The sequence below is a fragment of the Streptomyces sp. NPDC026062 genome (genome assembly GCF_055568375.1).
In genome coordinates, this window is sequence record NZ_JBVHOQ010000062.1 from 15,792 (window position 1) to 37,726 (window position 21,935).

At 70.5% G+C, this 21,935-nt stretch carries 20 protein-coding genes and 2 pseudogenes; 8 read left to right on the forward strand and 14 right to left on the reverse strand.

All coding sequences use genetic code 11. From position 1 onward, the window contains the following. Nucleotides 1-37: 37 nt before the first annotated feature. The 3 genes from ACZ4LX_RS34970 to ACZ4LX_RS34980 all read right to left on the reverse strand — a co-directional run bounded on the left by ACZ4LX_RS34970 (nucleotide 38) and on the right by ACZ4LX_RS34980 (nucleotide 1,913). A complete protein-coding gene (locus ACZ4LX_RS34970; protein WP_467651043.1) occupies nucleotides 38-322 on the reverse strand; it encodes a hypothetical protein in 285 nt (94 codons plus the stop codon). A gap of 149 nt (nucleotides 323-471) precedes the next feature. After that, complete coding sequence (locus tag ACZ4LX_RS34975; protein WP_467651040.1) at nucleotides 472-582, reverse strand: SGM_5486 family transporter-associated protein; 111 nt, start codon at nucleotides 580-582, stop codon at nucleotides 472-474. 26 nt (nucleotides 583-608) lie between these two features. Continuing rightward, the gene (locus ACZ4LX_RS34980) at nucleotides 609-1,913 is read right to left on the reverse strand and encodes a CynX/NimT family MFS transporter (RefSeq protein WP_467651022.1); all 1,305 of its coding nucleotides are present in this window, start codon (nucleotides 1,911-1,913) and stop codon (nucleotides 609-611) included. A gap of 131 nt (nucleotides 1,914-2,044) precedes the next feature. On the opposite strand from ACZ4LX_RS34980, the gene ACZ4LX_RS34985 reads away from it, so the two are divergent. Beyond that, nucleotides 2,045-2,719, forward strand: a complete 675-nt coding sequence (locus tag ACZ4LX_RS34985; protein ID WP_467651023.1) for a FadR/GntR family transcriptional regulator — start codon at nucleotides 2,045-2,047, stop codon at nucleotides 2,717-2,719. A gap of 131 nt (nucleotides 2,720-2,850) precedes the next feature. Here ACZ4LX_RS34985 and ACZ4LX_RS34990 read toward each other — a convergent pair whose 3' ends face one another. The 3 genes from ACZ4LX_RS34990 to fabG all read right to left on the reverse strand — a co-directional run bounded on the left by ACZ4LX_RS34990 (nucleotide 2,851) and on the right by fabG (nucleotide 5,075). Continuing rightward, nucleotides 2,851-3,243 (reverse strand): hypothetical protein, encoded by a 393-nt coding sequence (locus ACZ4LX_RS34990; RefSeq protein ID WP_467651024.1) that lies wholly within the window; start codon nucleotides 3,241-3,243, stop codon nucleotides 2,851-2,853. A gap of 339 nt (nucleotides 3,244-3,582) precedes the next feature. Then, entirely contained in the window at nucleotides 3,583-4,350 is a 768-nt protein-coding gene (fabI, locus tag ACZ4LX_RS34995; protein ID WP_467651025.1) for an enoyl-ACP reductase FabI, read from the reverse strand. A 5-nt stretch (nucleotides 4,351-4,355) separates the two neighbouring features. Next, nucleotides 4,356-5,075 (reverse strand): 3-oxoacyl-[acyl-carrier-protein] reductase, encoded by a 720-nt coding sequence (gene fabG, locus ACZ4LX_RS35000; RefSeq protein ID WP_467651027.1) that lies wholly within the window; start codon nucleotides 5,073-5,075, stop codon nucleotides 4,356-4,358. A gap of 269 nt (nucleotides 5,076-5,344) precedes the next feature. Here fabG and ACZ4LX_RS35005 point away from each other — a divergent pair, with 269 nt between their 5' ends. From ACZ4LX_RS35005 to tyrS, 3 genes are all read left to right on the forward strand, one after another. After that, nucleotides 5,345-6,868 carry a TldD/PmbA family protein gene (locus ACZ4LX_RS35005; protein ID WP_467651028.1) on the forward strand — a complete coding sequence of 508 codons (1,524 nt, stop codon included), beginning with the start codon at nucleotides 5,345-5,347 and terminating at the stop codon, nucleotides 6,866-6,868. After that, nucleotides 6,865-8,259 carry a metallopeptidase TldD-related protein gene (locus ACZ4LX_RS35010; protein WP_467651029.1) on the forward strand — a complete coding sequence of 465 codons (1,395 nt, stop codon included), beginning with the start codon at nucleotides 6,865-6,867 and terminating at the stop codon, nucleotides 8,257-8,259. The genes ACZ4LX_RS35005 and ACZ4LX_RS35010 overlap by 4 nt, the downstream gene beginning before the upstream one ends. A gap of 90 nt (nucleotides 8,260-8,349) precedes the next feature. Continuing rightward, a complete protein-coding gene (gene tyrS, locus ACZ4LX_RS35015) occupies nucleotides 8,350-9,618 on the forward strand; it encodes a tyrosine--tRNA ligase (protein ID WP_467651030.1) in 1,269 nt (422 codons plus the stop codon). 75 nt (nucleotides 9,619-9,693) lie between these two features. Here the strand turns inward: tyrS and ACZ4LX_RS35020 are convergent, their stop codons facing one another. After that, entirely contained in the window at nucleotides 9,694-9,969 is a 276-nt protein-coding gene (locus tag ACZ4LX_RS35020) for a GlsB/YeaQ/YmgE family stress response membrane protein (protein ID WP_467651031.1), read from the reverse strand. Between the two features lie 245 nt (nucleotides 9,970-10,214). Between ACZ4LX_RS35020 and ACZ4LX_RS35025 the strand changes: the two genes are divergently transcribed. Both ACZ4LX_RS35025 and ACZ4LX_RS35030 read left to right on the forward strand, forming a co-directional pair. After that, the gene (locus tag ACZ4LX_RS35025) at nucleotides 10,215-10,592 is read left to right on the forward strand and encodes a DUF3099 domain-containing protein (RefSeq protein WP_467651032.1); all 378 of its coding nucleotides are present in this window, start codon (nucleotides 10,215-10,217) and stop codon (nucleotides 10,590-10,592) included. 271 nt (nucleotides 10,593-10,863) lie between these two features. Next, entirely contained in the window at nucleotides 10,864-11,127 is a 264-nt protein-coding gene (locus ACZ4LX_RS35030; RefSeq protein ID WP_467651041.1) for a hypothetical protein, read from the forward strand. Nucleotides 11,128-11,139: 12 nt separating this feature from the next. Here the strand turns inward: ACZ4LX_RS35030 and moaA are convergent, their stop codons facing one another. The 3 genes from moaA to ACZ4LX_RS35045 form a co-directional block, all read right to left on the reverse strand. Further along, a complete protein-coding gene (gene moaA, locus ACZ4LX_RS35035; protein ID WP_467651033.1) occupies nucleotides 11,140-12,129 on the reverse strand; it encodes a GTP 3',8-cyclase MoaA in 990 nt (329 codons plus the stop codon). Between the two features lie 194 nt (nucleotides 12,130-12,323). Next, the gene (locus ACZ4LX_RS35040) at nucleotides 12,324-13,964 is read right to left on the reverse strand and encodes a solute symporter family protein (RefSeq protein ID WP_467651034.1); all 1,641 of its coding nucleotides are present in this window, start codon (nucleotides 13,962-13,964) and stop codon (nucleotides 12,324-12,326) included. Beyond that, nucleotides 13,961-14,326: a DUF485 domain-containing protein gene (locus tag ACZ4LX_RS35045; protein ID WP_467651035.1), complete on the reverse strand. Its 366-nt coding sequence runs from the start codon at nucleotides 14,324-14,326 to the stop codon at nucleotides 13,961-13,963. Before ACZ4LX_RS35045 ends, ACZ4LX_RS35040 begins: the two co-directional genes overlap by 4 nt. Nucleotides 14,327-14,617: 291 nt before the next feature. On the opposite strand from ACZ4LX_RS35045, the gene ACZ4LX_RS35050 reads away from it, so the two are divergent. Further along, nucleotides 14,618-16,153 (forward strand): S8 family peptidase, encoded by a 1,536-nt coding sequence (locus ACZ4LX_RS35050; protein ID WP_467651036.1) that lies wholly within the window; start codon nucleotides 14,618-14,620, stop codon nucleotides 16,151-16,153. 203 nt (nucleotides 16,154-16,356) lie between these two features. On the opposite strand, the gene ACZ4LX_RS35055 is transcribed toward ACZ4LX_RS35050, so the two are convergent. The 3 genes from ACZ4LX_RS35055 to ACZ4LX_RS35065 are packed head-to-tail and all read right to left on the reverse strand — an operon-like array spanning nucleotide 16,357 to nucleotide 18,992. Continuing rightward, nucleotides 16,357-17,400 (reverse strand): zinc-dependent alcohol dehydrogenase family protein, encoded by a 1,044-nt coding sequence (locus ACZ4LX_RS35055; protein WP_467651037.1) that lies wholly within the window; start codon nucleotides 17,398-17,400, stop codon nucleotides 16,357-16,359. A gap of 21 nt (nucleotides 17,401-17,421) precedes the next feature. Further along, entirely contained in the window at nucleotides 17,422-18,114 is a 693-nt protein-coding gene (locus tag ACZ4LX_RS35060; protein WP_467651038.1) for a lysoplasmalogenase, read from the reverse strand. Continuing rightward, nucleotides 18,111-18,992, reverse strand: a complete 882-nt coding sequence (locus ACZ4LX_RS35065; protein WP_467651039.1) for a sterol desaturase family protein — start codon at nucleotides 18,990-18,992, stop codon at nucleotides 18,111-18,113. The genes ACZ4LX_RS35060 and ACZ4LX_RS35065 overlap by 4 nt, the downstream gene beginning before the upstream one ends. 218 nt (nucleotides 18,993-19,210) lie before the next feature. On the opposite strand from ACZ4LX_RS35065, the pseudogene ACZ4LX_RS35070 reads away from it, so the two are divergent. Continuing rightward, nucleotides 19,211-20,311, forward strand: a pseudogene (locus ACZ4LX_RS35070) (NACHT domain-containing protein); the annotation flags it as partial. A 1,541-nt stretch (nucleotides 20,312-21,852) separates the two neighbouring features. Here the strand turns inward: ACZ4LX_RS35070 and ACZ4LX_RS35075 are convergent. Next, a pseudogene (locus tag ACZ4LX_RS35075) lies at nucleotides 21,853-21,935 on the reverse strand (IS5/IS1182 family transposase); the annotation flags it as partial.

Consider the following 21,935-nt stretch of genomic DNA (forward strand, 5'->3'; position numbering starts at 1 on the left):
CAGGGTGTTGGAGGGCTCCCGCCCCGGGGCGGGAGCGTCAGGGAGCCAGCAGCTCCATGATGCGCTGCGCGAACCGGCCGACCGCGGGATCGCCCGCGGCGGCCTGCGCCTGGCCGGGTCCGGCGATCAGCAGGAGGAGCGCGCCGAAGATCACGGCGGGCAGCGCGACGGCCCACCACGGCAGCCGGATCTCGACACCCGCCGTGTCGGGCCCGGTGGAGCGGGTGTGCGCACGAGCCGGCGCATCACGGTGGGTGGAGCGGGTGTACGTACGAACCGGCGCATCACGGTGGGTGGAGCGGGTGTACGTACGAACCGGCATGTCCGCCTCCGTGGGTGCTGGGTTCCGATACCGAGAACCTACGGATCCGGGGACACCGCGCCCATCCGGTGACCCACCCACTTCACCCTGAGTCCAGCCCCCTAGGGGATGGTGGGGCTAGCCCCACCTGTCCGGCCGGGAGCCGGGCGTCACGGGGAGGCGATGGAGGCGATCACGCCGATGACGACCGTGATCAGCATCATCGCCCCGAAGACGAGGAGCAGCTTCTTCTGACCGTTCTGGGGATTCGGATCGAGCACAGGAGACATGGCCCCAGTCTCGCATCTCAGCATTCGTCCTCGATCGTCCGGTCCCGGCCGGCCAGGACTCCCGCCACCATCTGGGGCACCATCAAGGCCGCCATCAGCGCGATCGGCAGCCCCCAGCCACCACTGTGCTGGTAGAGCACGCCGACCAGGAGCGGGCCGGGGATCGAGATGAGGTAGCCGGTGGACTGGGCGAACGCGGACAGCCGGACCACTCCGGCGCCGCTGCGGGAGCGCATGCCGATCATGGTGAGGGCGAGCGGGAAGGAGCAGTTCGCGACACCCAGCAGCACGGCCCAGACCCAGGCCCCGCCGGACGGAGCGAAGTAGAGGCCCGCGTAGCCGAGGAGACCGCAGGCACCGAGGACGACGACGATCGGTCCCTGGTTCTTCATCCGGGCGGCGACCCTCGGGATGACGAAGGCGAGCGGGACCCCCATGGCCATGATGAGGGCGAGCAGGACGCCCGCTGTGCCGGCCGAGACTCCGGCATCCCGGAAGATCTGCGGCATCCACCCCATGGTGATGTAGGCGGCGGTGGCCTGGAGGCCGAAGAAGCAGGCGAGGGCCCAGGCGGTACGGCTGCGGGTGATCCGGAGCGGGGAGACCTCGGACCGGTGGGCCGGCGCGTGTCCGGCGGCGCTGTCGCGGTCCCGTACCAGCGGGATCCAGGGCAGGATCGCGACCGCCGCGAGCACGGCCCAGATGCCGAGGCCGGCCCTCCAACTGCCGCCCATCGCCTCGGTCATGGGTACGGTCACGGCCGCGGCCAGCGAGGTGCCGAGGGCCAGGGCCATGGAGTAGAGGCCGGTCATGGAGCCGACGCGGTCCGGGAACCAGCGCTTGACGATCACCGGCATCAGGACGTTGCTGACCGCGATGCCCATCAGAGCCAGAGCACTCGCGGCGAGGAAGCCGGCCGTGCCCCCGACCAGGGGCCTGATCACCAGCCCCGCCGTGATGGCGGCCATGCCCGCGCAGACGACCGCGCCCGGTCCGAAGCGACGGGCCAGACGCGGCGCCATGATGCCGAAGACCGCGAAGCAGAGCGGGGGCACCGAGGTGAGCACCCCGGCGATGCTGCCGCTCATGTGCAGCCCGTCGCGCACCTCCTCCAGGAGAGCGCCGAGGCTGGTGATGGCGGGGCGGAGGTTGAGCGCGGCAAGGACGATCCCGACGGCGACCAGCCGCAGTATCCAGGGGGCGGGTCCGGCCTCCCGGAGGGGGCCGGCCTCCCGGGCGGGCACCTCGACGCGGGAGGCCGCCGGAGCCGAGGGGCTCAGGGTCCGGGCCGGGGCCTGGGCAGGGGTTTCGTCATCACGCATGAGGTCATCATAGAATCATGGGATGATTACTTGTCCAATCCTCTGAGAGCATGCGGACAACTCGCATTCGGACAACTCCGCGAAACGGCGGGACGGCCCGCCGCCCGCCGCATACCCGAGCAAGGAGCACCATGGCGCTGACGTCCCCGCGGCGTTCGGCACTCGCCGACCAGGTGATTGCCCAGCTGAGGAACCAGATCACGTCGGGCGAGTGGCCCGTGGGTTCGCGCATCCCCACCGAACCCGAGCTGGTCGAGCAGCTGGGAGTGGCCCGCAACACCGTCCGCGAGGCGGTGCGCGCGCTCGCGCACAACGGACTGCTCGACATCCGGCAGGGTTCGGGCACCTATGTGGTGGCCGTCAGCGAGCTGGCCGGGGTGATGCACCGCAGGTTCGCGTCCGCGGACCCTCGCCATGTGGCCGAGCTGCGCTCGACGCTGGAGTCGTCGGCGGCACGCCTGGCCGCCGCCCGGCGCACCGACCGGGACCTCAGGCAGCTGGACGCGCTCATGCGGCGGCGCGAGGAGACCTGGGCGGCGGGCGATGCCGAGGCGTTCGTGGCGGCGGACGCCACCCTGCACCTGGCCGTGGTCGCCGCCTCGCACAACGAGGTGCTGACGGGTCTCTACGCCGACCTGGGCGATCTGCTGAAGGACTACCTGCGGGACGACGTCGGCCATGAGCTGAGGCCGGAGAACCACATGGACCACGGCCGGCTGGTCGAGGCGATCAGGGCCGGTGACGCGGAGACGGCGGCGGCCGAGGCCGCGAGCCACGCGCTGAGCTGCCTGGTGGACCGGGCCTAGGACACCCACCCTCTGCGCACCACACCCCGGCGGGCACTCGGCCCTGCGCGCCACTCCCTGGAAGCCTCGGCCCCCGCACACCACGGCCCCGCGCGCCGCTCTCCGGACGCCCCGGCCCTGCGGGACAGCCCTCAGGACGCCCCGGCCCTGTGCGTCTCGTCGGCGTGCGTGACCCAGGCGGAGGCGACCTCCTTCCAGCAGCGGTCGTCCAGCCGTACGGTCCGGCCCGGACCCACGGCGACCGGCTTGGAGTCGGCGTCGACGTCCCACCAGCGGGCGCACTCGGTGTGCAGCTGGACGTAGTCGGTGGAGGGATACGGGTTGTGGCAGTGGGCGATGACGCGGGAGCCCTTGACCGACGTACGGCATTCGGCGCCGCTGGGTTCGGGTTCGGCCGCGGGAGATCCCGCCGCGCCCGTGGCCCCGACATGGCCCGCCGCGTACAGGCCCGCGGGCACGAGCAGCCCGGCGACGAGGGCGGAGGCCACCAGCAGGGACCGGGTTCGGTGACGTGTGCCGCGCACGGCGATCTCCTCCCCTCAGGTCTTCCGTACCGGATCAGGCCGGGCTCGCGGGGCCGGGCGCCGCACCTCGCGGTGCTGTCGTCGGTCGCCGGGGCTGCGCCATGACTCCCTCCTCCGCCCTGCCACGCATGGCGCCCTGCGAGGCACGGCACCGGACCCCACTCCCTGATCCAGCCTGGTCCGAACGGAAGACCCGCCCAGCCAGAAGTCTGGTTCCTCCACATTCTGCGGTGTATCAACCAGCTTTTCGACCTGAGCGCCGGAAGGCCTGACAGGACAAGGAAAAAGGCCGCGCACCGCCTCCGGAGAGGCGGTGCGCGGCCTTGAACGCGAAGGGGGTCAGGCCCCGATCATGTGCACGCCACCATCGACATGGATGATCTCGCCCGTCGTCTTCGGGAAGAAGTCCGAGAGCAGCGCGACGATGGCACGGCCGGTCGGCTCCGGGTCGGCCATGTCCCACGCCAGCGGGGAGCGGGTGTCCCATACGGACGCGAGCTCGCCGAAGCCCGGGATGGACTTGGCGGCCATGGAGCCGAGCGGTCCGGCGGAGACCAGGTTGCAGCGCAGACCGTCCTTGCCCAGATCGCGGGCGAGGTAGCGGGAGGTGGCCTCCAGCGCGGCCTTGGTCGGGCCCATCCAGTCGTACTGCGGCCAGGCGAACTGCGCGTCGAAGGTGAGGCCGACGATCGAACCGCCCTCACCCATCAGCGGCTTGCACGCCATGGCGAGCGACTTCAGCGAGAACGCCGAGACGTGCATCGCCGTGGCGACCGACTCGAACGGGGTGTTGAGGAAGTTGCCGCCGAGCGCGTCCTGCGGCGCGAAGCCGATGGAGTGGACGACGCCGTCGAGCGAGCCGAGCTCCTCCTTCACCAGGCCGGCGAGCCGGTCCAGGTGCTCGGCGTTGGTCACGTCCAGCTCGATGACCTTGGCCGGCTTGGGCAGCTTCCTGGCGATGCGCTCCGTCAGGGTGGGCCGCGGGAAGGCGGTCAGGATGATCTCCGCGCCCTGCTCCTGGGCCACCTTGGCGGTGTGGAACGCGATGGACGACTCCATCAGCACCCCGGTGATGAGGATGCGCTTGCCGTCGAGAATTCCGCTCATGGTGATCAGTGACCCATGCCCAATCCGCCGTCAACGGGGATGACGGCTCCAGTGATGTACGACGCGTCGTCGGATGCGAGGAAGCGCACCGCGGCGGCGATCTCCTCGGGCCGCGCGTAGCGCGCGAGCGGCACCTGGGCGACGATGCCCTTGCGCTGCTCCTCGGTGAGCGCCTGCGTCATGTCGGTGTCGACGAAACCGGGCGCGACGACGTTGAAAGTGATGTTCCGTGAGCCGAGCTCGCGCGCCAGTGACCTGGCGAAGCCGACCAGACCGGCCTTGGACGCGGCGTAGTTGGCCTGTCCCGCCGAGCCGAGGAGACCCACGACGGAGGAAATGAGGACCACGCGGCCCTTCCTGGCGCGCAGCATGCCCCGGTTGGCACGCTTGACGACCCGGAAGGTGCCCGTCAGGTTGGTGTCGACCACGGCCGTGAAGTCGTCCTCGGACATCCGCATCAGCAACTGGTCCTTGGTGATACCGGCGTTGGCTACCAGCACCTCCACGTTGCCGTGCTTCTCCTCGATCTCCTTGTAGGCCTGCTCCACCTGTCCGGCGTCGGTGATGTCGCAACGGACCGCGAGAACACCGGCCTCGGTGAGCGCCTCGGGCGGCTCGCCGGAACGGTAGGTGATGGCGACCTTGTCGCCGTTGTCGGCGAAAGCACGGGCGATGGCGAGGCCGATGCCACGGTTTCCTCCGGTGACGAGAACCGAGCGGCTCAACGGATCACCCTTTCGATAGCGGTCTGGTACCCCGGAAACCTATCGGTACCACCCGCTCCACGAGGAATCGGCCCCTGACAGCGCCTTCCCCCGCTCACTGTGGGGTTCCTACAGAGACGCCCCCGGGCCGGCAGGCCATGACGAGGCCTCGGGCCACCGGACGGCCCGCCCCCGCACGGGCCGCGAATTGGGCCGCGGCGCCGCTGCGGCCGTGCTTCACTGCCTCGTAAACGAATCCGAGGGTATGTGACGCAGAGGAGAGGCCGCCCGTGCCCCATGAGGTAGATCAGTCGTTCCTGGCCCTCCCGTTGAGGCCCCTCGCCGACGCGGCGCTCGCCCGCGCGCGGGCGCTCGGGGCCGTGCACGCCGACTTCCGGTTCGAGCGGGTACGCAGCGCCACCTGGCGACTGCGGGACGCCCGGCCCGCCGGGTCGTCGGACACCACCGACCTCGGCTACGCGGTGCGGGTGGTGCACGGCGGGGCGTGGGGGTTCGCCTCCGGTGTGGACCTGACGATGGACGCCGCGGCGAGGGTGGCCTCACAGGCCGTCGCCATGGCGAAGCTGTCGGCGAAGGTGATCGCGGCGGCGGGGTCGGACGAGAGGGTGGAGCTCGCCGACGAGCCGGTCCACGGCGAGCGGAGCTGGGTCTCCGCGTACGACATCGACCCCTTCGACGTACCGGCCGAGGAGAAGGCGGCGCTGCTCGCCGAGTGGAGCGGCCGGCTGCTGGGAGCGGCGGGCGTGGCGCATGTGGACGCCTCGCTGACGACCGTCCACGAGAACAAGTTCTACGCCGACACCGCGGGCACGGTCACCACACAGCAGCGGGTGCGCGTCCATCCGCAGTTCACCGCGGTCGCCGTGGACGCGACGACCGGTGAGTTCGACTCGATGCGCACGATCGCACCGCCGGTGGGGCGCGGCTGGGAGTACCTGACGGGCACCGGCTGGGACTGGGACGCGGAGCTGGAGAGCATCCCCGCGCTGCTGGCCGAGAAGATGCGGGCCCCGGGCGTCGAGGCGGGGACGTACGACCTGGTCGTCGACCCGTCCAATCTGTGGCTGACGATCCACGAGTCGATCGGTCATGCCACCGAGCTGGACCGGGCGCTGGGGTACGAGGCGGCGTACGCCGGGACCTCGTTCGCCACCTTCGACCAGCTCGGCAAGCTGGCGTACGGCTCCCCGGTGATGAACGTGACGGGCGACCGCACCGCCGAGCACGGACTCGCGACGATCGGGTACGACGACGAGGGGGTCGAGGCGCAGTCCTGGGACCTGGTCAAGGACGGGACGCTGGTCGGGTACCAGCTGGACCGCCGGATCGCGAAGCTGACGGGCCTGGGCCGGTCCAACGGGTGCGCGTACGCGGACTCGCCCGGCCGGGTCCCCGTACAGCGCATGGCGAACGTGTCGTTGCGTCCGGACCCGGGCGGGCTCTCCACGGAGGACCTGATCGGCGGGGTGGAGCGCGGGATCTACGTGGTCGGCGACCGTTCCTGGTCGATCGACATGCAGCGGTACAACTTCCAGTTCACCGGGCAGCGGTTCTTCCGGATCGAGAACGGCAGGCTGGCCGGGCAGCTGCGTGATGTCGCCTACCAGGCGACGACAACGGACTTCTGGGGCTCGATGGAGAAGGTCGGCGGCCCGCAGACATACGTCCTGGGCGGCGCCTTCAACTGCGGAAAGGCCCAGCCGGGCCAGATCGCGGCCGTCTCGCACGGCTGCCCCTCCGCCCTCTTCCGGGGCGTGAACATCCTCAACACGACGCAGGAGGCCGGGCGATGAGCCGCGTCAGCAAGCCGCACGAGATCGTCGAGCGCGCGCTCGAACTGTCCACCGCCGACGGCTGTGTGGTCATCGCCGACGAGGAGTCGTCGGCCAATCTGCGCTGGGCGGGCAACGCGCTCACCACGAACGGGGTGACCCGGGGCCGCACCCTGACCGTCATCGCCACCGTCGACGGAGCCGAGGGAGCCGCCGCCGGTGTGGTGTCACGGTCGGCCGTCACCGCTGCGGATCTGGAGCCGCTGGTGCGGGCCGCCGAGGCCGCCGCGCGCGCGGCCGGTCCCGCCGAGGACGCACAGCCGCTGGTCACCGGGGTGCCGGACTCCCCCGACTTCGCGGACGCGCCCGCGGAGACGGACTCGGACGTCTTCGGCGCGTTCGCGCCCGCGCTCGGCGACGCCTTCGCCCGCGCCCGTTCCGGCGGCCGTGAGCTGTACGGCTTCGCCAACCACGAGATGACGTCGACCTACCTGGGTACGTCGACGGGGCTGCGGCTGCGCCACGACCAGCCGAACGGCACGCTGGAGCTGAACGCCAAGTCTCCCGACCGGTCGCGCTCCGCCTGGGCGGGACGCTCGACGCGTGACTTCAAGGACGTCGACCCGGCCGGGATGGACGCCGAACTCGCGCGGCGGCTCGGCTGGGCCGAGCGCCGCGTCGACCTGCCCGCCGGACGGTACGAGACGCTGCTGCCGCCGACCGCTGTCGCGGACCTGCTGATCTACCAGCTCTGGTCGGCGACGGCGCGGGACGCCGTCGAGGGCCGGACGGTGTTCTCCAAGCCGGGCGGCGGAACGCGGCTCGGCGAGACCCTGTCCCCGCTGGGGCTGTCCCTGCTCAGCGACCCGAACGCGCCGGGGCTCGAATCCGCGCCGTTCGTCATCGCCCACTCCTCCGGGGACGGCGGCTCGGTCTTCGACAACGGGCTGCCGCTGGGCCGGACCGACTGGATCAGGGACGGCCGGCTCGAACAGCTGACGACGACCCGGCACACGGCCGGGCAGACCGGGCTGCCGCTCGCCCCGGCGATCGACAACCTTCTGCTGGAGGGCGGTGGGGAGCGGTCGCTCGACGACATGGTGGCGGCGACGACCGGCCGCGGGCTCCTGCTGACCTGCATGTGGTACATCCGGGAGGTCGACCCGGCCACGCTGCTGCTCACCGGGCTGACCCGCGACGGGGTGTATCTCGTGGAGGACGGTGAAGTGGTCGGCGAGGTGAACAACTTCCGCTTCAACGAGTCCCCCGTGGACCTGCTGTCGCGGGCCACCGAGGCGGGCCGGACCGAGAAGACGCTGCCGCGCGAGTGGGGCGACTGGTTCACCCGGGCCGCGATGCCCGCGCTGCGCGTCCCGGACTTCAACATGAGCTCGGTGAGCCCGGGCGTATGACCCGCCTAGACTGACTGTTGCCTTTCGATCCACGCATCGATCCACCTTTCGATCCCTGTATCGACACACGTAGCTGAGGAGACACGGAACGTGACGGACATCGTCGACGAGCTGAAGTGGCGCGGGCTGTTCGCCCAGTCCACTGACGAGGACGCCCTGCGCAAGGCTCTCGCGGACGGTCCCGTCACGTTCTATTGCGGCTACGACCCCACCGCGGCGAGTCTGCACGTGGGCCATCTGGTGCAGGTGCTCACCATGCGCCGGCTCCAGCAGGCCGGTCTGCGGCCGCTCGCCCTGGTGGGCGGGGCCACCGGCCAGATCGGTGACCCGCGGCCCACCGCCGAGCGGACGCTGAACGACCCGGAGACGATCGCCGCCTGGGTGGCGCGGCTGCGGTCCCAGATCGAGCCGTTCCTGTCCTTCGAGGGCGAGAACGCGGCGGTCATGGTGAACAACCTGGACTGGACCGCGGGCATGTCCGCGATCGAGTTCCTGCGGGACATCGGCAAGCACTTCCGGGTCAACAAGATGCTCACCAAGGAGTCCATCGCCCGGCGGCTGGAGTCCGACGAGGGCATCAGCTACACCGAGTTCAGCTACCAGCTGCTCCAGAGCATGGACTTCCTGGAGCTGTACCGGCGCCACGGCTGCACCCTTCAGCAGGGCGGCAGCGACCAGTGGGGCAACCTCACCGCGGGTCTGGACCTGATCCACCGCCTGGAGCCGGGCGCCGAGGTGCACGCGCTGGCGACCCCGCTGATGACGAAGGCGGACGGCACCAAGTTCGGCAAGTCCGAGAGCGGCGCCGTCTGGCTCGACCCGGAGATGACCACGCCGTACGCGTTCTACCAGTTCTGGCTGAACGTGGACGACCGCGACATCTCCCGCTACATGCGCATCCTCAGCTTCCGGAGCATCGAAGAGCTGACGGAGCTGGAGAAGGCCACCGAGGAGCGCCCCCAGGCACGGGCGGCTCAGCGCGCGCTGGCCGAGGAGCTGACGACGCTGGTGCACGGCGCGGACCAGTGCGCCGCGGTCATCGCCGCGTCGAAGGCACTGTTCGGCCAGGGCGAGCTCGGCGAGCTGGACGAGGCGACGCTGGGTGCCGCGCTCTCCGAGGTGCCGCACGCGCAGGTCACCGAGCTCGGCCCGCTGGTCGACCTGCTGGTCGAGGTCGGTCTGGCGCCGAGCAAGTCGGGTGCCCGGCGCACGGTCAAGGAGGGCGGTGCCTACGTGAACAACGTGAAGGCCGTCGACGGTGAGGCGGCTCCGGCCCGTGAGGAGCTGCTGCACGGACGCTGGCTGGTGCTGCGCCGCGGCAAGAAGAACCTGGCGGCGATCGAGGTCACGGCCGGCTGACCCCGGGCACAGCACGGCGGCGGGGCACGCTCGATGCGTGCCCCGCCGTCGTGTTGTTCGTACGCGGTGCGCGGGTCAGGTCTTCTGCTTGGTGCCCCTGACCGAGGCCCAGAGCATGTCGCCGACTCCTACGACCACCACGGCTCCGATCAGCTGGAGCACATGACGTGTCCAGTCGATTCCTTTGGTGTCGTTGACGCCGATCCAGGTGGCGACAGCATTGCCGAGGATGCTGCCGATCATGCCGAAGATGACCGTCAGCCAGAGTGGGATCTGCTGCTTGCCCGGCAGGATCGCCTTCGCGATCAGACCGAGCACCAGGCCCACGATGATTGCCCACAACCAGCCCATGCCGCCTCCTTGTGCGACTCGGTGTCGCGCATGTCCGCCCAGTCTCGGCGCCCGCCCGGTATACCGCATGTCGGACAGGTCCGTATGCGCGTCGGGGCGGCCGAGTGCGTGTATGCGGCGCGCCCCGGTCTCGAACCGGCGGGAGGCCGGGCGTACCGTGGGATCCGGTCCGGTCCGGGGAGCTTCCGGCGTGGCAACGGGGTCTCCCCCAGTCCGCCATGAGCTCGGCGAAGGTGGGTGGAGACATGTGGGGAAAGCAGAGCGGTGCGGAGGTCTTCCGGATCACGGGGGCCCGGCAGGGGCTCGCTGAGGATGTGCGCGGCAGACAGCGGCGCTATGTCATCTCGATGTCCGTGCGCACGGTTTCGGTGGTGGCCGCCGCGGTTCTGTGGAACGTGGAACGTCATGTGGCGATCGTGGCGCTGGCGCTGGGAGTTCTGCTCCCGTATGTCGCGGTTGTCATCGCCAACGCGGGCCGGGAGAACAGCCCTGCCCTTCCCTCGACCTTTGTGCCTGCGCCGACGCGGCTTGCCCTGGGCACTGATCCGATGACGGGTCCGGCGGAGACCGGTCCGGAAAACGGACACGCCTTCCGAAGTCCGGATCCGCAGGAACGCGGCTGAGCCCGCACCTCCCAAGCTCAAGAAAAGCTCAGATCAATCATGCAGTTCCAGTGCACCGTACCCCGGTCTGCGTGACATACTTCGTGAGCGCTCCGCATCCCCCGTCGGAGCGACGGACCGACGCCGGGCAGCTCCCCCCGTGGCTGCTCGGCGTCGCCATTTCTCCGGCGGGGATGCCGCCGGACCGCTCTCCCGCCCAGGCTCTAGGGTTGAGTCCGTGAACTCCCCCGAACCCGCGTCCGAACCCAAATCCGCATCCGCGTCCGCGTCCGTGCCTGAATCCGCGTCCGCATCCGATTCTGCGGCCGGGCGTGCCGACACCGCCCCCGTCTGCTCGGCCAAGGGGTGCCGCACCGATGCCGTGTGGGTGCTGGCCTGGAACAACCCGAAGCTTCACGCCCCGGAACGGCGCAAGACCTGGCTGGCCTGTGACGAGCACCGGGAACATCTCTCCTCGTTCCTCGGGGTGCGGGGCTTCCTCAAGGACGTGGTGACGCTGGCCGAGTGGGAGTCGCCGGAGGCGCCGACCTCGTAACGGACGCGGCTGCTATCCGCCGATGGCCGACATCGGGCGGTCCGGCTGGAGGAACGCGGGGTCATCGAGGCCCGATCCGGCTTTCTTGCCCCACATGGCGAGCTTCCAGAGCCGGGCGATCTCCTCGTCCGGAGCCTCCGAGCGCAGGGCGCCGCGCAGGTCCGTCTCCTCACGGGCGAACAGACAGGTGCGCACCTGCCCGTCGGCGGTGAGCCTGGTGCGGTCGCAGGCCCGGCAGAACGGCCGGGTGACCGAGGCGATGACGCCGACCCGGTGGGGTCCGCCGTCCACGAGCCAGCGCTCGGCAGGGGCGGATCCGCGCTCGCCGTCCTCCTCGGGGGTGAGTTCGAAGCGGGTGCGCAGCGACCGGAGTATGTCGCCTGCCGTGATCATTCCGTCGCGCTTCCAGCCGTGCTGGGCGTCGAGCGGCATCTGCTCGATGAAGCGGAGTTCGTACGCATGGTCCACGGCCCAGGCGAGCAGGTCGGGTGCTTCGTCGTCGTTGAGCCCCGGCATCAGGACGGTGTTGACCTTGACCGGGGTGAGCCCGGCCTCGCGGGCGGCCTCCAGTCCGGCCAGGACGTCGTGGTGGCGGTCGCGGCGGGTGAGGGTCTTGAACACGTCGGGGCGCAGGGTGTCCAGGGAGACGTTGACCCGGTCGAGACCTGCGTCCTTGAGCGCGGCGGCCGTCCTCTTCAGTCCGATGCCGTTGGTCGTCAGCGACATCTTCGGGCGGGGCTCCAGGGCCGCGCACTGCTGGACGATGGAGACGAGTCCGGGGCGCAGCAGCGGCTCCCCGCCGGTGAAGCGGACTTCGGTGATGCCGAGCCGCGTGACGGCGACGCGGACGAGCCGGACGATTTCGTCGTCACTCAGCAGGTCGGGCTTGGCCAGCCACTGAAGGCCCTCTTCGGGCATGCAGTAGGTGCAGCGCAGATTGCAGCGGTCGGTCAGTGAGACCCGCAGGTCGGTGGCAACCCTGTCGTAGGTGTCGATGAGCATGGTGGACCCCCTCCCCCGGTGACTTCCCGGTTGCGATATCTGACTCTTTCGAGACTACGCGAGACCTGTGACAACGGAGGGGCCCGTTTGGCACGAGGAGCGGCGCGGCCGCGTCGTAGGACTCTACGACGCGGCCGCGGTGGGAGAGGGTACGGAACCCGCCCTCCGGTGTGAACGTGTGTGAACTCGTGCTCTCAGTGGGCTCCGATGCCGGTGAGGGACTTGACCTCCAGCTCCGCGTACTTGCCCTTGTCCGGCTCCTCCTTCGACAGGAGGGAGCCGATCCAGCCGAGCAGGAAGCCCAGCGGGATGGAGATCAGGCCCGGGTTCTCCAGCGGGAACCAGGCGAAGTCGACGCCCTTGAACATAGAGGTCTTCTCGTTTCCGGAGACGACCGGCGAGAACAGCACCAGGATCACCGAGCTGGCGAGCCCGCCGTAGATCGACCACAGCGCGCCCTGGGTGGTGAACCGCTTCCAGAAGAGGCTGTAGAGGAGCGTCGGCAGGTTGGCGGAAGCGGCGACGGCGAAGGCGAGCGCCACCAGACCGGCGACGTTCATGTCGCGGGCGAAGGCACCCAGGACGATCGCGGCGGCGCCGATGAAGACGGTGGCCCAGCGGGCGGCCTTCATCTCCTCCTTCTCGGTGGCCTTCCCCTTGCGGATGACGTTGGCGTAGATGTCGTGGGCGAAGGACGACGAGGAGGCGAGGGTCAGTCCCGCGACGACCGCGAGGATGGTGGCGAAGGCGACGGCGGAGATGACGGCGAGCATCACGGCGCCGCCGGTGGTGCCGACCCCGCCGAGGTACTCGGCGAGCTGCGGGGCCGCCGCGTTGCCCGCCGTGTTCTTCTCCTTGATCTCGGCCGGGCTGATGAGGGCCGCGGCGCCGAATCCGAGGGCGATCGTCATCAGGTAGAAGGCGCCAATGATACCGATGGCCCAGTTGACCGACTTACGGGCGGCCTTGGCGGTCGGCACCGTGTAGAAGCGGATCAGGATGTGCGGCAGGCCTGCGGTGCCCAGCACCAGGGCGATGCCGAGTGAGAGGAAGTCCAGCTTCGAAGTGCCGGAGCCGCCGTACTTGAGCCCGGGCTCCAGGAACGACGCGCCGTGGCCGCTCTTCTCGGCGGCGGTGCCCAGCAGGTCGGAGACGTTGAAGTCGAACTTCCACAGCACCATCAGGGTCATCACGAGGGCGCCCGCGATGAGGAGCACGGCCTTGACCATCTGCACCCAGGTGGTGCCCTTCATGCCGCCGATGGTGACGTACACGATCATCAGTACGCCGACCAGCGCAACGATGAGGATCTTTCCTGCGTCACTGGTGATCCCGAGGAGCAGCGAGACCAGAACTCCCGCTCCTGCCATCTGTGCCAGCAGGTAGAAGATCGAGACGACGATGGTGGAAACGCCCGCCGCCGTGCGGACCGGGCGCTGACGCATCCGGTAGGCGAGAACGTCGCCCATGGTGTAGCGGCCCGAGTTGCGCAGCGGTTCGGCGACCAGGAGCAGGGCGACGAGCCAGGCGACGAGGAAGCCGATCGAGTAGAGGAAGCCGTCGTAGCCGAAGAGCGCGATGGCTCCGGCGATGCCGAGGAACGAGGCGGCGGACATGTAGTCGCCGGATACCGCGAGGCCGTTCTGGAAAGCGGTGAACTGGCGGCCGCCCGCGTAGAAGTCGGAGGCGCTCTTGGTCTGGCGGCCGGCCCAGACCGTGATGCCGAGGGTGGCGGCGACGAAGACCGCGAACAGGGTGATGATCAGCGGCCGGTGCTCACCGGTGGACGAGGCGGCGAGCGTCACGGCGGTGTGGGAGTGGTACGCGGCGCTCATGCGTCGGCCTCCATACGGGACTTGATGGCCTCGGCCTTCGGGTCGAGCTTCGCGTTGGCGTGCCGCGAGTAGAACCAGGCGATGAGGAACGTGGTGAGGAACTGGGCGAGGCCGAAGACGAAGGCCACGTTGATGTTGCTGTAGACCTTGGTGCCCATGAAGTCGCCGGCGTAGTTGGAGAGCAGCACGTACAGCAGGTACCAGAGGACGAAGGCGATGGTCAGCGGGAAGGCGAACGAGCGGTGTGAGCGGCGGAGTTCGCCGAATTCCTGGCTCGCCTGCTCCGCGACGAACGCCTCGGTGGTGGGCTGGGCGGGGCCGGTCTCCGTACTGCCCTCGGGCGGCGGTGCATCGGTAGCCACGGAATCTCCTCGCGACGCGGGTGCGGTGGTGGTGGGGACGGTGGATTTCACTGGGGACCTCGATATCGGGGAGTCGTGGTGCGCTTCCCCTGACAACGGCACGCAGCGCGCGGCGAAGCGGTTCAACACGGTTTCCGCGTTCTCCGTGTCACCCCTTCGGACGCCCGGGTGGAATTCGGATGTCTCGAACTCATTGATGAGCGGGGATGATCAGCGATAGCTTCACTCGTCATGTACGCGACCGGGCGCGCCTCGTGTCCGGTCCACTGACACGGATGAAGTGGAGACCCCATGGCTCATCTGGGATCCAGACGGACGCGCGCGCTCACGCTGCCCGTCGGATTGGCCCTCACCGCCTCGCTCGGCTTCCTGCCGACGGGAACCGCCTCCGCCTCTCCGGCGGACGCCACGCCCTCGGCATCGGTGCCGGCGGACGGTCCGAAGCTGTCGTACGTGATCAACACCCGGGGCGGTCGCGGCACCGTCAAGCAGGTGCTCAAGGCGGTCGAGCGGGCCGGCGGCACGGTGGTGACCGCCTACGACCGGATCGGCGTCATCGTCGCCCACTCGCAGAACCCGCAGTTCGCGCAGTCGATGCGGCGCGTCAAGGGCGTCGACTCGGCGGGCGCCACCCGCACGAACCCGATCGTGCCGCAGGCCACCAAGGACATCGGGATCGAGCAGCCGCTGACGGCGCAGCAGGAACGGACCGCGGCCGCTCGGGCGACGGCGGGCCAGGACCCGCTGGAGCCGCTGCAGTGGGACCTGCCCGCGATCAAGGCGGACAAGGCCCACGAGAAGTCGCTGGGCAGCTCGAAGGTCACGGTCGCGGTCATCGACACGGGCGTCGACGACACCCACCCGGACCTCGCCCCGAACTTCGACCGCCGCGGCTCGGCGAACTGTGTCTCCGGCGCGCCGGACACCACGGACGGCTCCTGGCGCCCGAAGGCCGGCGAGAGCGATCACGGCACGCATGTCGCGGGCACCATCGCCGCCGCGAAGAACGGCATCGGGATGACGGGGGTCGCGCCGGGTGTGAAGGTCTCCGGCATCAAGGTGGCCAACCCGGACGGCTTCTTCTACACCGAGGCCGTCGTCTGCGGCTTCATGTGGGCGGCGGACCACGGAGCCGACGTCACGAACAACAGCTATTACACCGACCCGTGGATGTACAACTGCAAGAACGACCCGGACCAGGGCGCGCTGGTCGAGGCCGTGGCGCGGGCCACCCGGTACGCCGAGAACAAGGGCGCGGTCAATGTCGCCGCGGCCGGAAACTCGGCCAAGGACCTGGCGGCCGACACGATCGAGGACGGGGGGAGCCCGAACGACAGCACGCCGGTCCCCCGGACCATCGACCCGAAGGAGTGCCTCGACATCCCGGCGATGCTGCCGGGCGTCGTGACGGTCTCGGCGACGGGAGCCAAGGGGCTGAAGGCCTCGTACTCGAACTACGGCGACGGAGTCATCGACGTGGCCGCGCCGGGCGGCGACTCGACGGTCTACCAGACGCCCGCGCCGCCGGCGACGAGCGGTCTGATCCTGTCCACGCTGCCGGGCGGCGGGTACGGCTACAAGGCCGGTACGTCGATGGCCGCCCCGCATGTCGCGGGCGTCGTGGCCCTGATCAAGTCGACCCACCCGTACGCGTCGGCGGCCGCGGTCAAGGCCCTGCTGACGCTTGAGGCCGACGCCACGGCGTGCGGTGCCCCGTACGACATCAACGGTGACGGCAAGATCGACGCGGTCTGCGAGGGCGGCAAGAACCGCAACGGCTTCTACGGAGCCGGAGTGGTGGACGCGCTGGACGCGGTGCGCTGGTAGGCAGGAACGGCACGAGGGGCCGGCACGGGCGTCTTCCGTGCCGGCCCCGTCTCCGGCGCTTCCGGGCTGCGGCGCCCCCGCCGACGGGTCGCGGCCGGCCGGGCGGACGCGGCCACCAGGAACGACGAGGCGGACGCGGCCACCAGGACCGCTGGGCGGGCACGGTCGCCCGGACCGATGAGGCGGACACGGCCGCCCCGCTCTCACGGCTTGATGAGGACCTTCAGCGCCGTGCGCTCGTCCATCGCCCTGTAGCCGGCCGGAACGTCGTCGAGGCCGATGGTCAGGTCGAAGACCGGCGACGGGTCGATGGTGCCGGACAGGACGTCGGGGAGCAGTTCCGGGATGTAGGTCCGTACGGGGGCGACGCCCCCGCGCAGCGCGATGTTCCGGTCGAACATGGTGCCGAGGTCCAGTCCGGTGCCGCTGCCGTGCGGCACCCCGACGTAGCCGATCGAGCCGCCGTCGCGGGTGATGCCGACGGCCGTGCGCATCGACTGCTCGGTTCCCACGGCCTCGATCACCGCCTGCGCCCCGTCGCCGCCGAGCAGTTCCCGGACCGCCGCGACGGCCGCTTCGCCGCGTTCGGCGACGACGTCGGTGGCGCCGAAGGAGCGGGCGATGTCCGTGCGCGCCTCATGGCGGCCGAGCGCGATGATCCGCTCGGCGCCGAGCCGCTTCGCGGCCATGACGCCGCACAGGCCGACGGCGCCGTCCCCGACGACGGCGACCGTGGAGCCCCGCTTCACACCGGCGCCGACGGCCGCGTGGTGGCCGGTGCCGAGGACGTCGGAGAGGGCCAGGAGCGCGGTGAGGAGATGGTCGTCCGAGGCCGCGGCGGCGGGGAGCCCGACCAGCGTGCCGTCGGCGAACGGGACGCGTACGGCCTCGCCCTGGCCGCCGTCGGAGCCGACCGATCCCCAGAAGCCGCCCTGCGCGCAGGAGGTGGTCAGGCCCTCGGCACAGTAGGCGCAGGTGCCGTCCGACCAGACGAAGGGGGCGACGACGAGGTCACCGGCGGTGAACCCCTTGGCCTCGGAGCCCGCCTCCTCGACGATCCCCAGGAACTCGTGGCCGATCCGCTGGCCGGGCTGCCGGGCGGACTCGCCCCGGTAGGCCCACAGGTCGCTGCCGCAGATGCAGGCCCGCAGGACCCGCAGCACCACGTCGGTCGGCTGCTGGATCACCGGGTCCGGGACCTCCTGCACGCGGATGTCGTGGGGAGCGTGGATGACGGTGGCGCGCATGCGTGGGGGTCCTTGCTGATCTCAGATGCCGATACTCCGCTCACGGTACGCCCCGAGGACCGCACCGGCCCCTTTCGCCCCCGGTGCCAGCACGCCCAGGGTCAGCAGGAACTGCGCCGCGACATAGGTGAGCATGACCCAGAAGCCGGGGGCGGGCAGCTGCGGCCAGTCGGCGATTCCGGTGGCGATCAGCGCGTCGGAGAGCAGGAAGAGCGCGCCTCCGGCGGCCGCGTAACGGCCGAGGACACCGGCCCGGCAGGCCATGGCGGTCAGCAGCAGGCTGTACCCGGCCATCGGGATCCGCAGCCCGGCAGGCAGCCCGTCCCAGATCAGGACGACGAAGACGGTCAGGACCACCGCGTACCCGATGCCGGACAGCAGGGCGCCTCGGGCCCTGCCGAACAAGCACAGATAGCAGATGTGCCCCGCGGCGAAGCCGCCCATCCCGATGAGGAAGGCGAGGTCGTCGTCGGCCAGCAGGAACACGTCGCCGGCCCAGCCGCAGAGCAGTGCGGCGATCAGCGGCCTGGGCCCGCGCCGGGCGGCGGCGTACGCGGCGAGCAGTGGCATCAGCAGCGGCTTGGCGGCGAAGTGCAGGGCGCCGATGCCGGCGAGGACCCCGGCGAGATCGGCGGCGCACGCGACGAGGAAGGCGAGGAGCAGGAGGCGTACGAGGCGCTCCCGACGGCCGTCCGGGAGCGGGCCGGCGCTCATCCGGTGCGCTCCCGCACGGGGGCGGCCTCGTGGGTGCCCGCGGCCTTGGCGGGCTGCCAGCCGGGCCCGCGGAAGACCCGCCCGGCCCGCTCGCCCCAGCTGCCCGCGGCGCGCACGTCACGGGCGATCGCGACGTACTCGTGGGTGGCGACGCGCAACGGGTTGAACGTGTCGATGTTCTTGGTGAGCCCGAACACCGGCCGCTCCGTCTCCTTCGTGAAGGACCCGAACCACCGGTCCCACACGATCAGGATGCCGCCGAAGTTGCGGTCGAGGTAGCCGCCCTGGGAGGCGTGGTGCACCCGGTGGTGGGACGGCGTGTTCAGTACGTACTCGAACGGGCGGGGCAGCTTGTCGACGCGCTCGGTGTGCACCCAGAACTGGTAGACGAGGTTGGCCGACTGGCAGAAGGCGAGCGCCGCGGGGTGGACACCGCAGGCGATGAGCGGGAGGTAGAACGGCCACACGGTCAGCGAGGTCCAGGGCTGGCGCAGCGCGGTGGAGAGGTTGAACTTGCGGCTGGAGTGGTGGACCACGTGGCAGGCCCAGAGGATCCTGATGACGTGGTGGCCGCGGTGGGACCAGTAGTAGAAGAAGTCCTGGGCCAGCAGCATCAGCAGGACGGTCCACCACAGGACGGGGACCCGGAGCGGGGTCAGTTCGTACACCGCGGTGTAGACGGCGACGATGGGCACTTTCCACAGCAGGTCGAAGGCCAGACTGCCCAGCCCCATGGTGATGCTGGTGACGGCGTCCTTCGTCTCGTATCCGGCGGCCTCCTCGTCGGGGTGGAAGTGGTGGAGCGCCATTTCCACGACGGTGAGCAGGACGAAGGCCGGTATGGACCAGAGCACTACATCGGGCAGGTTCGTCGGCATGAGTGCACCGTAGAGCCGCAGGTCGGCCCCGGACCAGACGTTGTTACCAACAAGTATGCGAGACATGGTGTCAGCGGTCTTTGGCACCTTCCGACAGGGCGGCCGTCGTACGATCCCTCCACCGGAGTCCGACATGAGGGGGAACTGCCTTGCACGGTCTGGAAGTTGCGCTGATCCGGCTCGCGACGACGGTGCTCGGCACGGTGGCCAGGTCGCTGGTGGCCCCGAAGCCCGGAGCCGGACTCGTCCCCGACCCGGTGCGCCCGCTGCCCCGGCCGGCCAAGCCGGACCGGCTGGCGACGGTGCTCGGCGGCCGGCTGGCGGAGTCGTACGCGAGCCTGCCGGAGCACGAGCGGCTGGCCGCCGTGGAGGCGGTGCGGGACACCTTAGCGGCGGCGGGCGCGCTGACGGCGGACCGGCTGTTCGCCGTGGACCTGGCCCCGGACCGGCTGGCGGCCGAACTGGCCCCACCCGCCGCCGGGCTCTCGGAGCGGGCGACGGATCTGTACGGGGAGCTGCTGGTCCGGTGCTGTGCGCATGTCGTGGAGCAGCTGACCGCCGAACCGTCGTTCGTGGCTCGGGCGGCCGTGGAGCAGACCCGTGCGGCGGGGCGGACCCGGGAGCTGGTGGCGGACGTACGGGACCGGCTGGGGCCGCGCCCGGACGCGGCGGCGCTGGACTTCGAGCGGCGGTACACGGAGTTCGTGGCCTCGGCGCACAGCCGGATCGGGCTCTTCGGGCTGACGCTGGGGCGGTCGGCGGGCGAGTGGCCCCTGGAGACGGGCTACATCAGCCTGTCCGTGAGCTCCCGGGACAGCGATCCGGAGTGGTGGGAGGTGACCGCGCCGGAGCGGGTGACGGTCACGGCGGAGCAGGCCCTCGCGGGGACCGGCCGACTGCTGCTGCGGGGGCCGGCCGGTTCGGGCAAGAGCACCCTCGTCCAGTGGCTGGCGGTGAACGCGGCCCGTCAGACGTTCGACGAAGAGCTCGCCGACTGGAACCGCTGCGTACCGTTCGTCCTGCGCCTGCGCGCGTTCACATCGGACGGGAAGCTGCCGGGCCCGGAGGACTTCCTGCGCGCGGCGGGCATCCCGCTGCATGGCGCGGCGCCCGCCGGATGGGTGGACCGGCTGCTGTCCGAAGGGCGCGGCCTGGTGCTGGTGGACGGGGTCGACGAGGTCCCCGAACGGCTGCGCCGGCGTACCGAGAAGTGGCTGAGGGACCTGCTGACCGCGTACCCGAAGTCCCGTTACGTGGTGACGACCCGGCCGTCCGCCGTTCCGGAGAGCTGGCTGTCCGACTCCGGGTTCGAGGCGCACTCCCTGATGCCGATGTCGACGAAGGACATCCGCGCCTTCGTCGACCACTGGCACACGGCCGCGCGCTCCGAGTGCCGGTCGGACGAGGAACGCGAGCGGCTCGATGCGTACGAGGCCTCGCTGCGTCACGCCGTGGGGACCCGGCGCGACCTGGGCCGGCTCGCGACGAACCCGCTGATGTGCGCGCTGCTGTGTGCCCTGAACCGGGACCGGCGCACACAGCTTCCGCGTGCGCGCAAGGAGCTGTACGACGCCGCGCTGGACATGCTGCTCGTGCGGCGTGACACGGAACGCGACATCACCGGGGTCGAGGGCGTGGACCTGACCAGGGACGAACAGACGGCGCTGTTGCAGCGGCTGGCGTACTGGCTGATCCGCAACGGTCAGGCGGAGGCCGACCACGACGAGGCCCTGGCGATGGTGACGGAGTGGCTGGCGGCCATGTCCCAGATCCAGGGCAGCCCCGAGAACGTGTTCGCGCACCTCCTGATCAGGAGCGGGCTGCTGCGGGAACCCGCGCCGGGGGCGGTCGGGTTCGTGCACCGGACCTTCCAGGACTACCTGGGAGCGAAGGCGGCCGTGGAGGCCCGTGACTTCGGGGTGCTGGTCAAACACGCGCACGACGACCAGTGGCACGACGTGGTGCAGATGGCGGTGGGGCACGCCCGCCCGGACGAACGTGACCGGCTGCTGCGGCAGCTGCTGAAGCGGGCGGACCGCACGCCCACGTACCGCCACCGGCTCGTACTGCTGGCGGCGGCGAGCGTGGAACACGCGCCGGAACTGGACGCCGTCGTGCGGGAGGACGTCCGGCGCCGGACGGAGGAGTTGCTGCCACCACGCACACGCGAGGAGGCGGAACAGCTGGCGGCCGTGGGCGAGCTGGTCCTCGAACTGCTGCCGGGCCCCGCCGACGTGGAAGGGGAGTACGCGGCGGGGTACGTGGTGATGACGGCGGGTCTGGTGGGCGGCGATGCGGCGTACGAGGTGATCAGGCAGTACCGGGAGGACGAGCGGACATGGGTGGCCGCACATCTGTGCGAGGCATGGGGTGCCTTCGATGCCGAGACGTACGCACGGGAGATCCTGGCCGCACAGACCTGGGAACGGCCCCATGTCTCCGCCGCCACCGCGGAGCAGCTGAGTGCGCTGCGCCACGTTCCCGAGGCCCGGTCGGTCCGTCTGCAGGGCAGCCATCGCGACCTGTCCTCGCTGGTGTCCCGCCGGGAGCTGAAAAGGCTCTTCGTCTTCGACAACAGAGAGCTGACCGATATCTCCCCCGTGGCCTCGATGCGCTCGCTCACCGAGGCCGGGTTCAGCCAGTGCCCGGAGGTTCGCGATCTGAGTCCGCTGTACGGCCTCCCGCTGACCTGGCTCTCCCTGGTCCAGCTGCATCCCGAGCTGTCAGCGGGGCAGCTGGAACCGTTCACGGCAAGCACCCTGATTCTCGGCCACCGCTTCGCGGTCGGAAGCGTCGGCGAGCTGCCGCTGCACTCCCGGCTCAAGTCCCTCTACTTGATCGGGCAGGCCAGTGAGCATTTTCAGCGTTGCCTCTCCAGGGTGAGGACGGCTTTCGTGATGACGCTCATGCGGTTGGGGCTGATGCGGGATCTTCGGAAGATCT

What these genes read in the sequence shown, in the direction of transcription:
- ACZ4LX_RS35025 (WP_467651032.1), top strand. Translation starts at nt 10,215, where the DNA reads ATGTGGGGAAAGCAGAGCGGTGCGGAGGTCTTCCGGATCACGGGGGCC.
- ACZ4LX_RS34985 (WP_467651023.1), top strand. Translation starts at nt 2,045, where the DNA reads ATGGCGCTGACGTCCCCGCGGCGTTCGGCACTCGCCGACCAGGTGATT.
- ACZ4LX_RS34970 (WP_467651043.1), bottom strand. Translation starts at nt 322, where the DNA reads ATGCCGGTTCGTACGTACACCCGCTCCACCCACCGTGATGCGCCGGTT.
- ACZ4LX_RS35050 (WP_467651036.1), top strand. Translation starts at nt 14,618, where the DNA reads ATGGCTCATCTGGGATCCAGACGGACGCGCGCGCTCACGCTGCCCGTC.
- ACZ4LX_RS35065 (WP_467651039.1), bottom strand. Translation starts at nt 18,992, where the DNA reads ATGCCGACGAACCTGCCCGATGTAGTGCTCTGGTCCATACCGGCCTTC.
- ACZ4LX_RS34980 (WP_467651022.1), bottom strand. Translation starts at nt 1,913, where the DNA reads ATGCGTGATGACGAAACCCCTGCCCAGGCCCCGGCCCGGACCCTGAGC.
- fabI (WP_467651025.1), bottom strand. Translation starts at nt 4,350, where the DNA reads ATGAGCGGAATTCTCGACGGCAAGCGCATCCTCATCACCGGGGTGCTG.
- ACZ4LX_RS35040 (WP_467651034.1), bottom strand. Translation starts at nt 13,964, where the DNA reads ATGAGCGCCGCGTACCACTCCCACACCGCCGTGACGCTCGCCGCCTCG.
- ACZ4LX_RS35020 (WP_467651031.1), bottom strand. Translation starts at nt 9,969, where the DNA reads ATGGGCTGGTTGTGGGCAATCATCGTGGGCCTGGTGCTCGGTCTGATC.
- ACZ4LX_RS35010 (WP_467651029.1), top strand. Translation starts at nt 6,865, where the DNA reads ATGAGCCGCGTCAGCAAGCCGCACGAGATCGTCGAGCGCGCGCTCGAA.
- moaA (WP_467651033.1), bottom strand. Translation starts at nt 12,129, where the DNA reads ATGCTCATCGACACCTACGACAGGGTTGCCACCGACCTGCGGGTCTCA.
- ACZ4LX_RS35060 (WP_467651038.1), bottom strand. Translation starts at nt 18,114, where the DNA reads ATGAGCGCCGGCCCGCTCCCGGACGGCCGTCGGGAGCGCCTCGTACGC.
- ACZ4LX_RS35055 (WP_467651037.1), bottom strand. Translation starts at nt 17,400, where the DNA reads ATGCGCGCCACCGTCATCCACGCTCCCCACGACATCCGCGTGCAGGAG.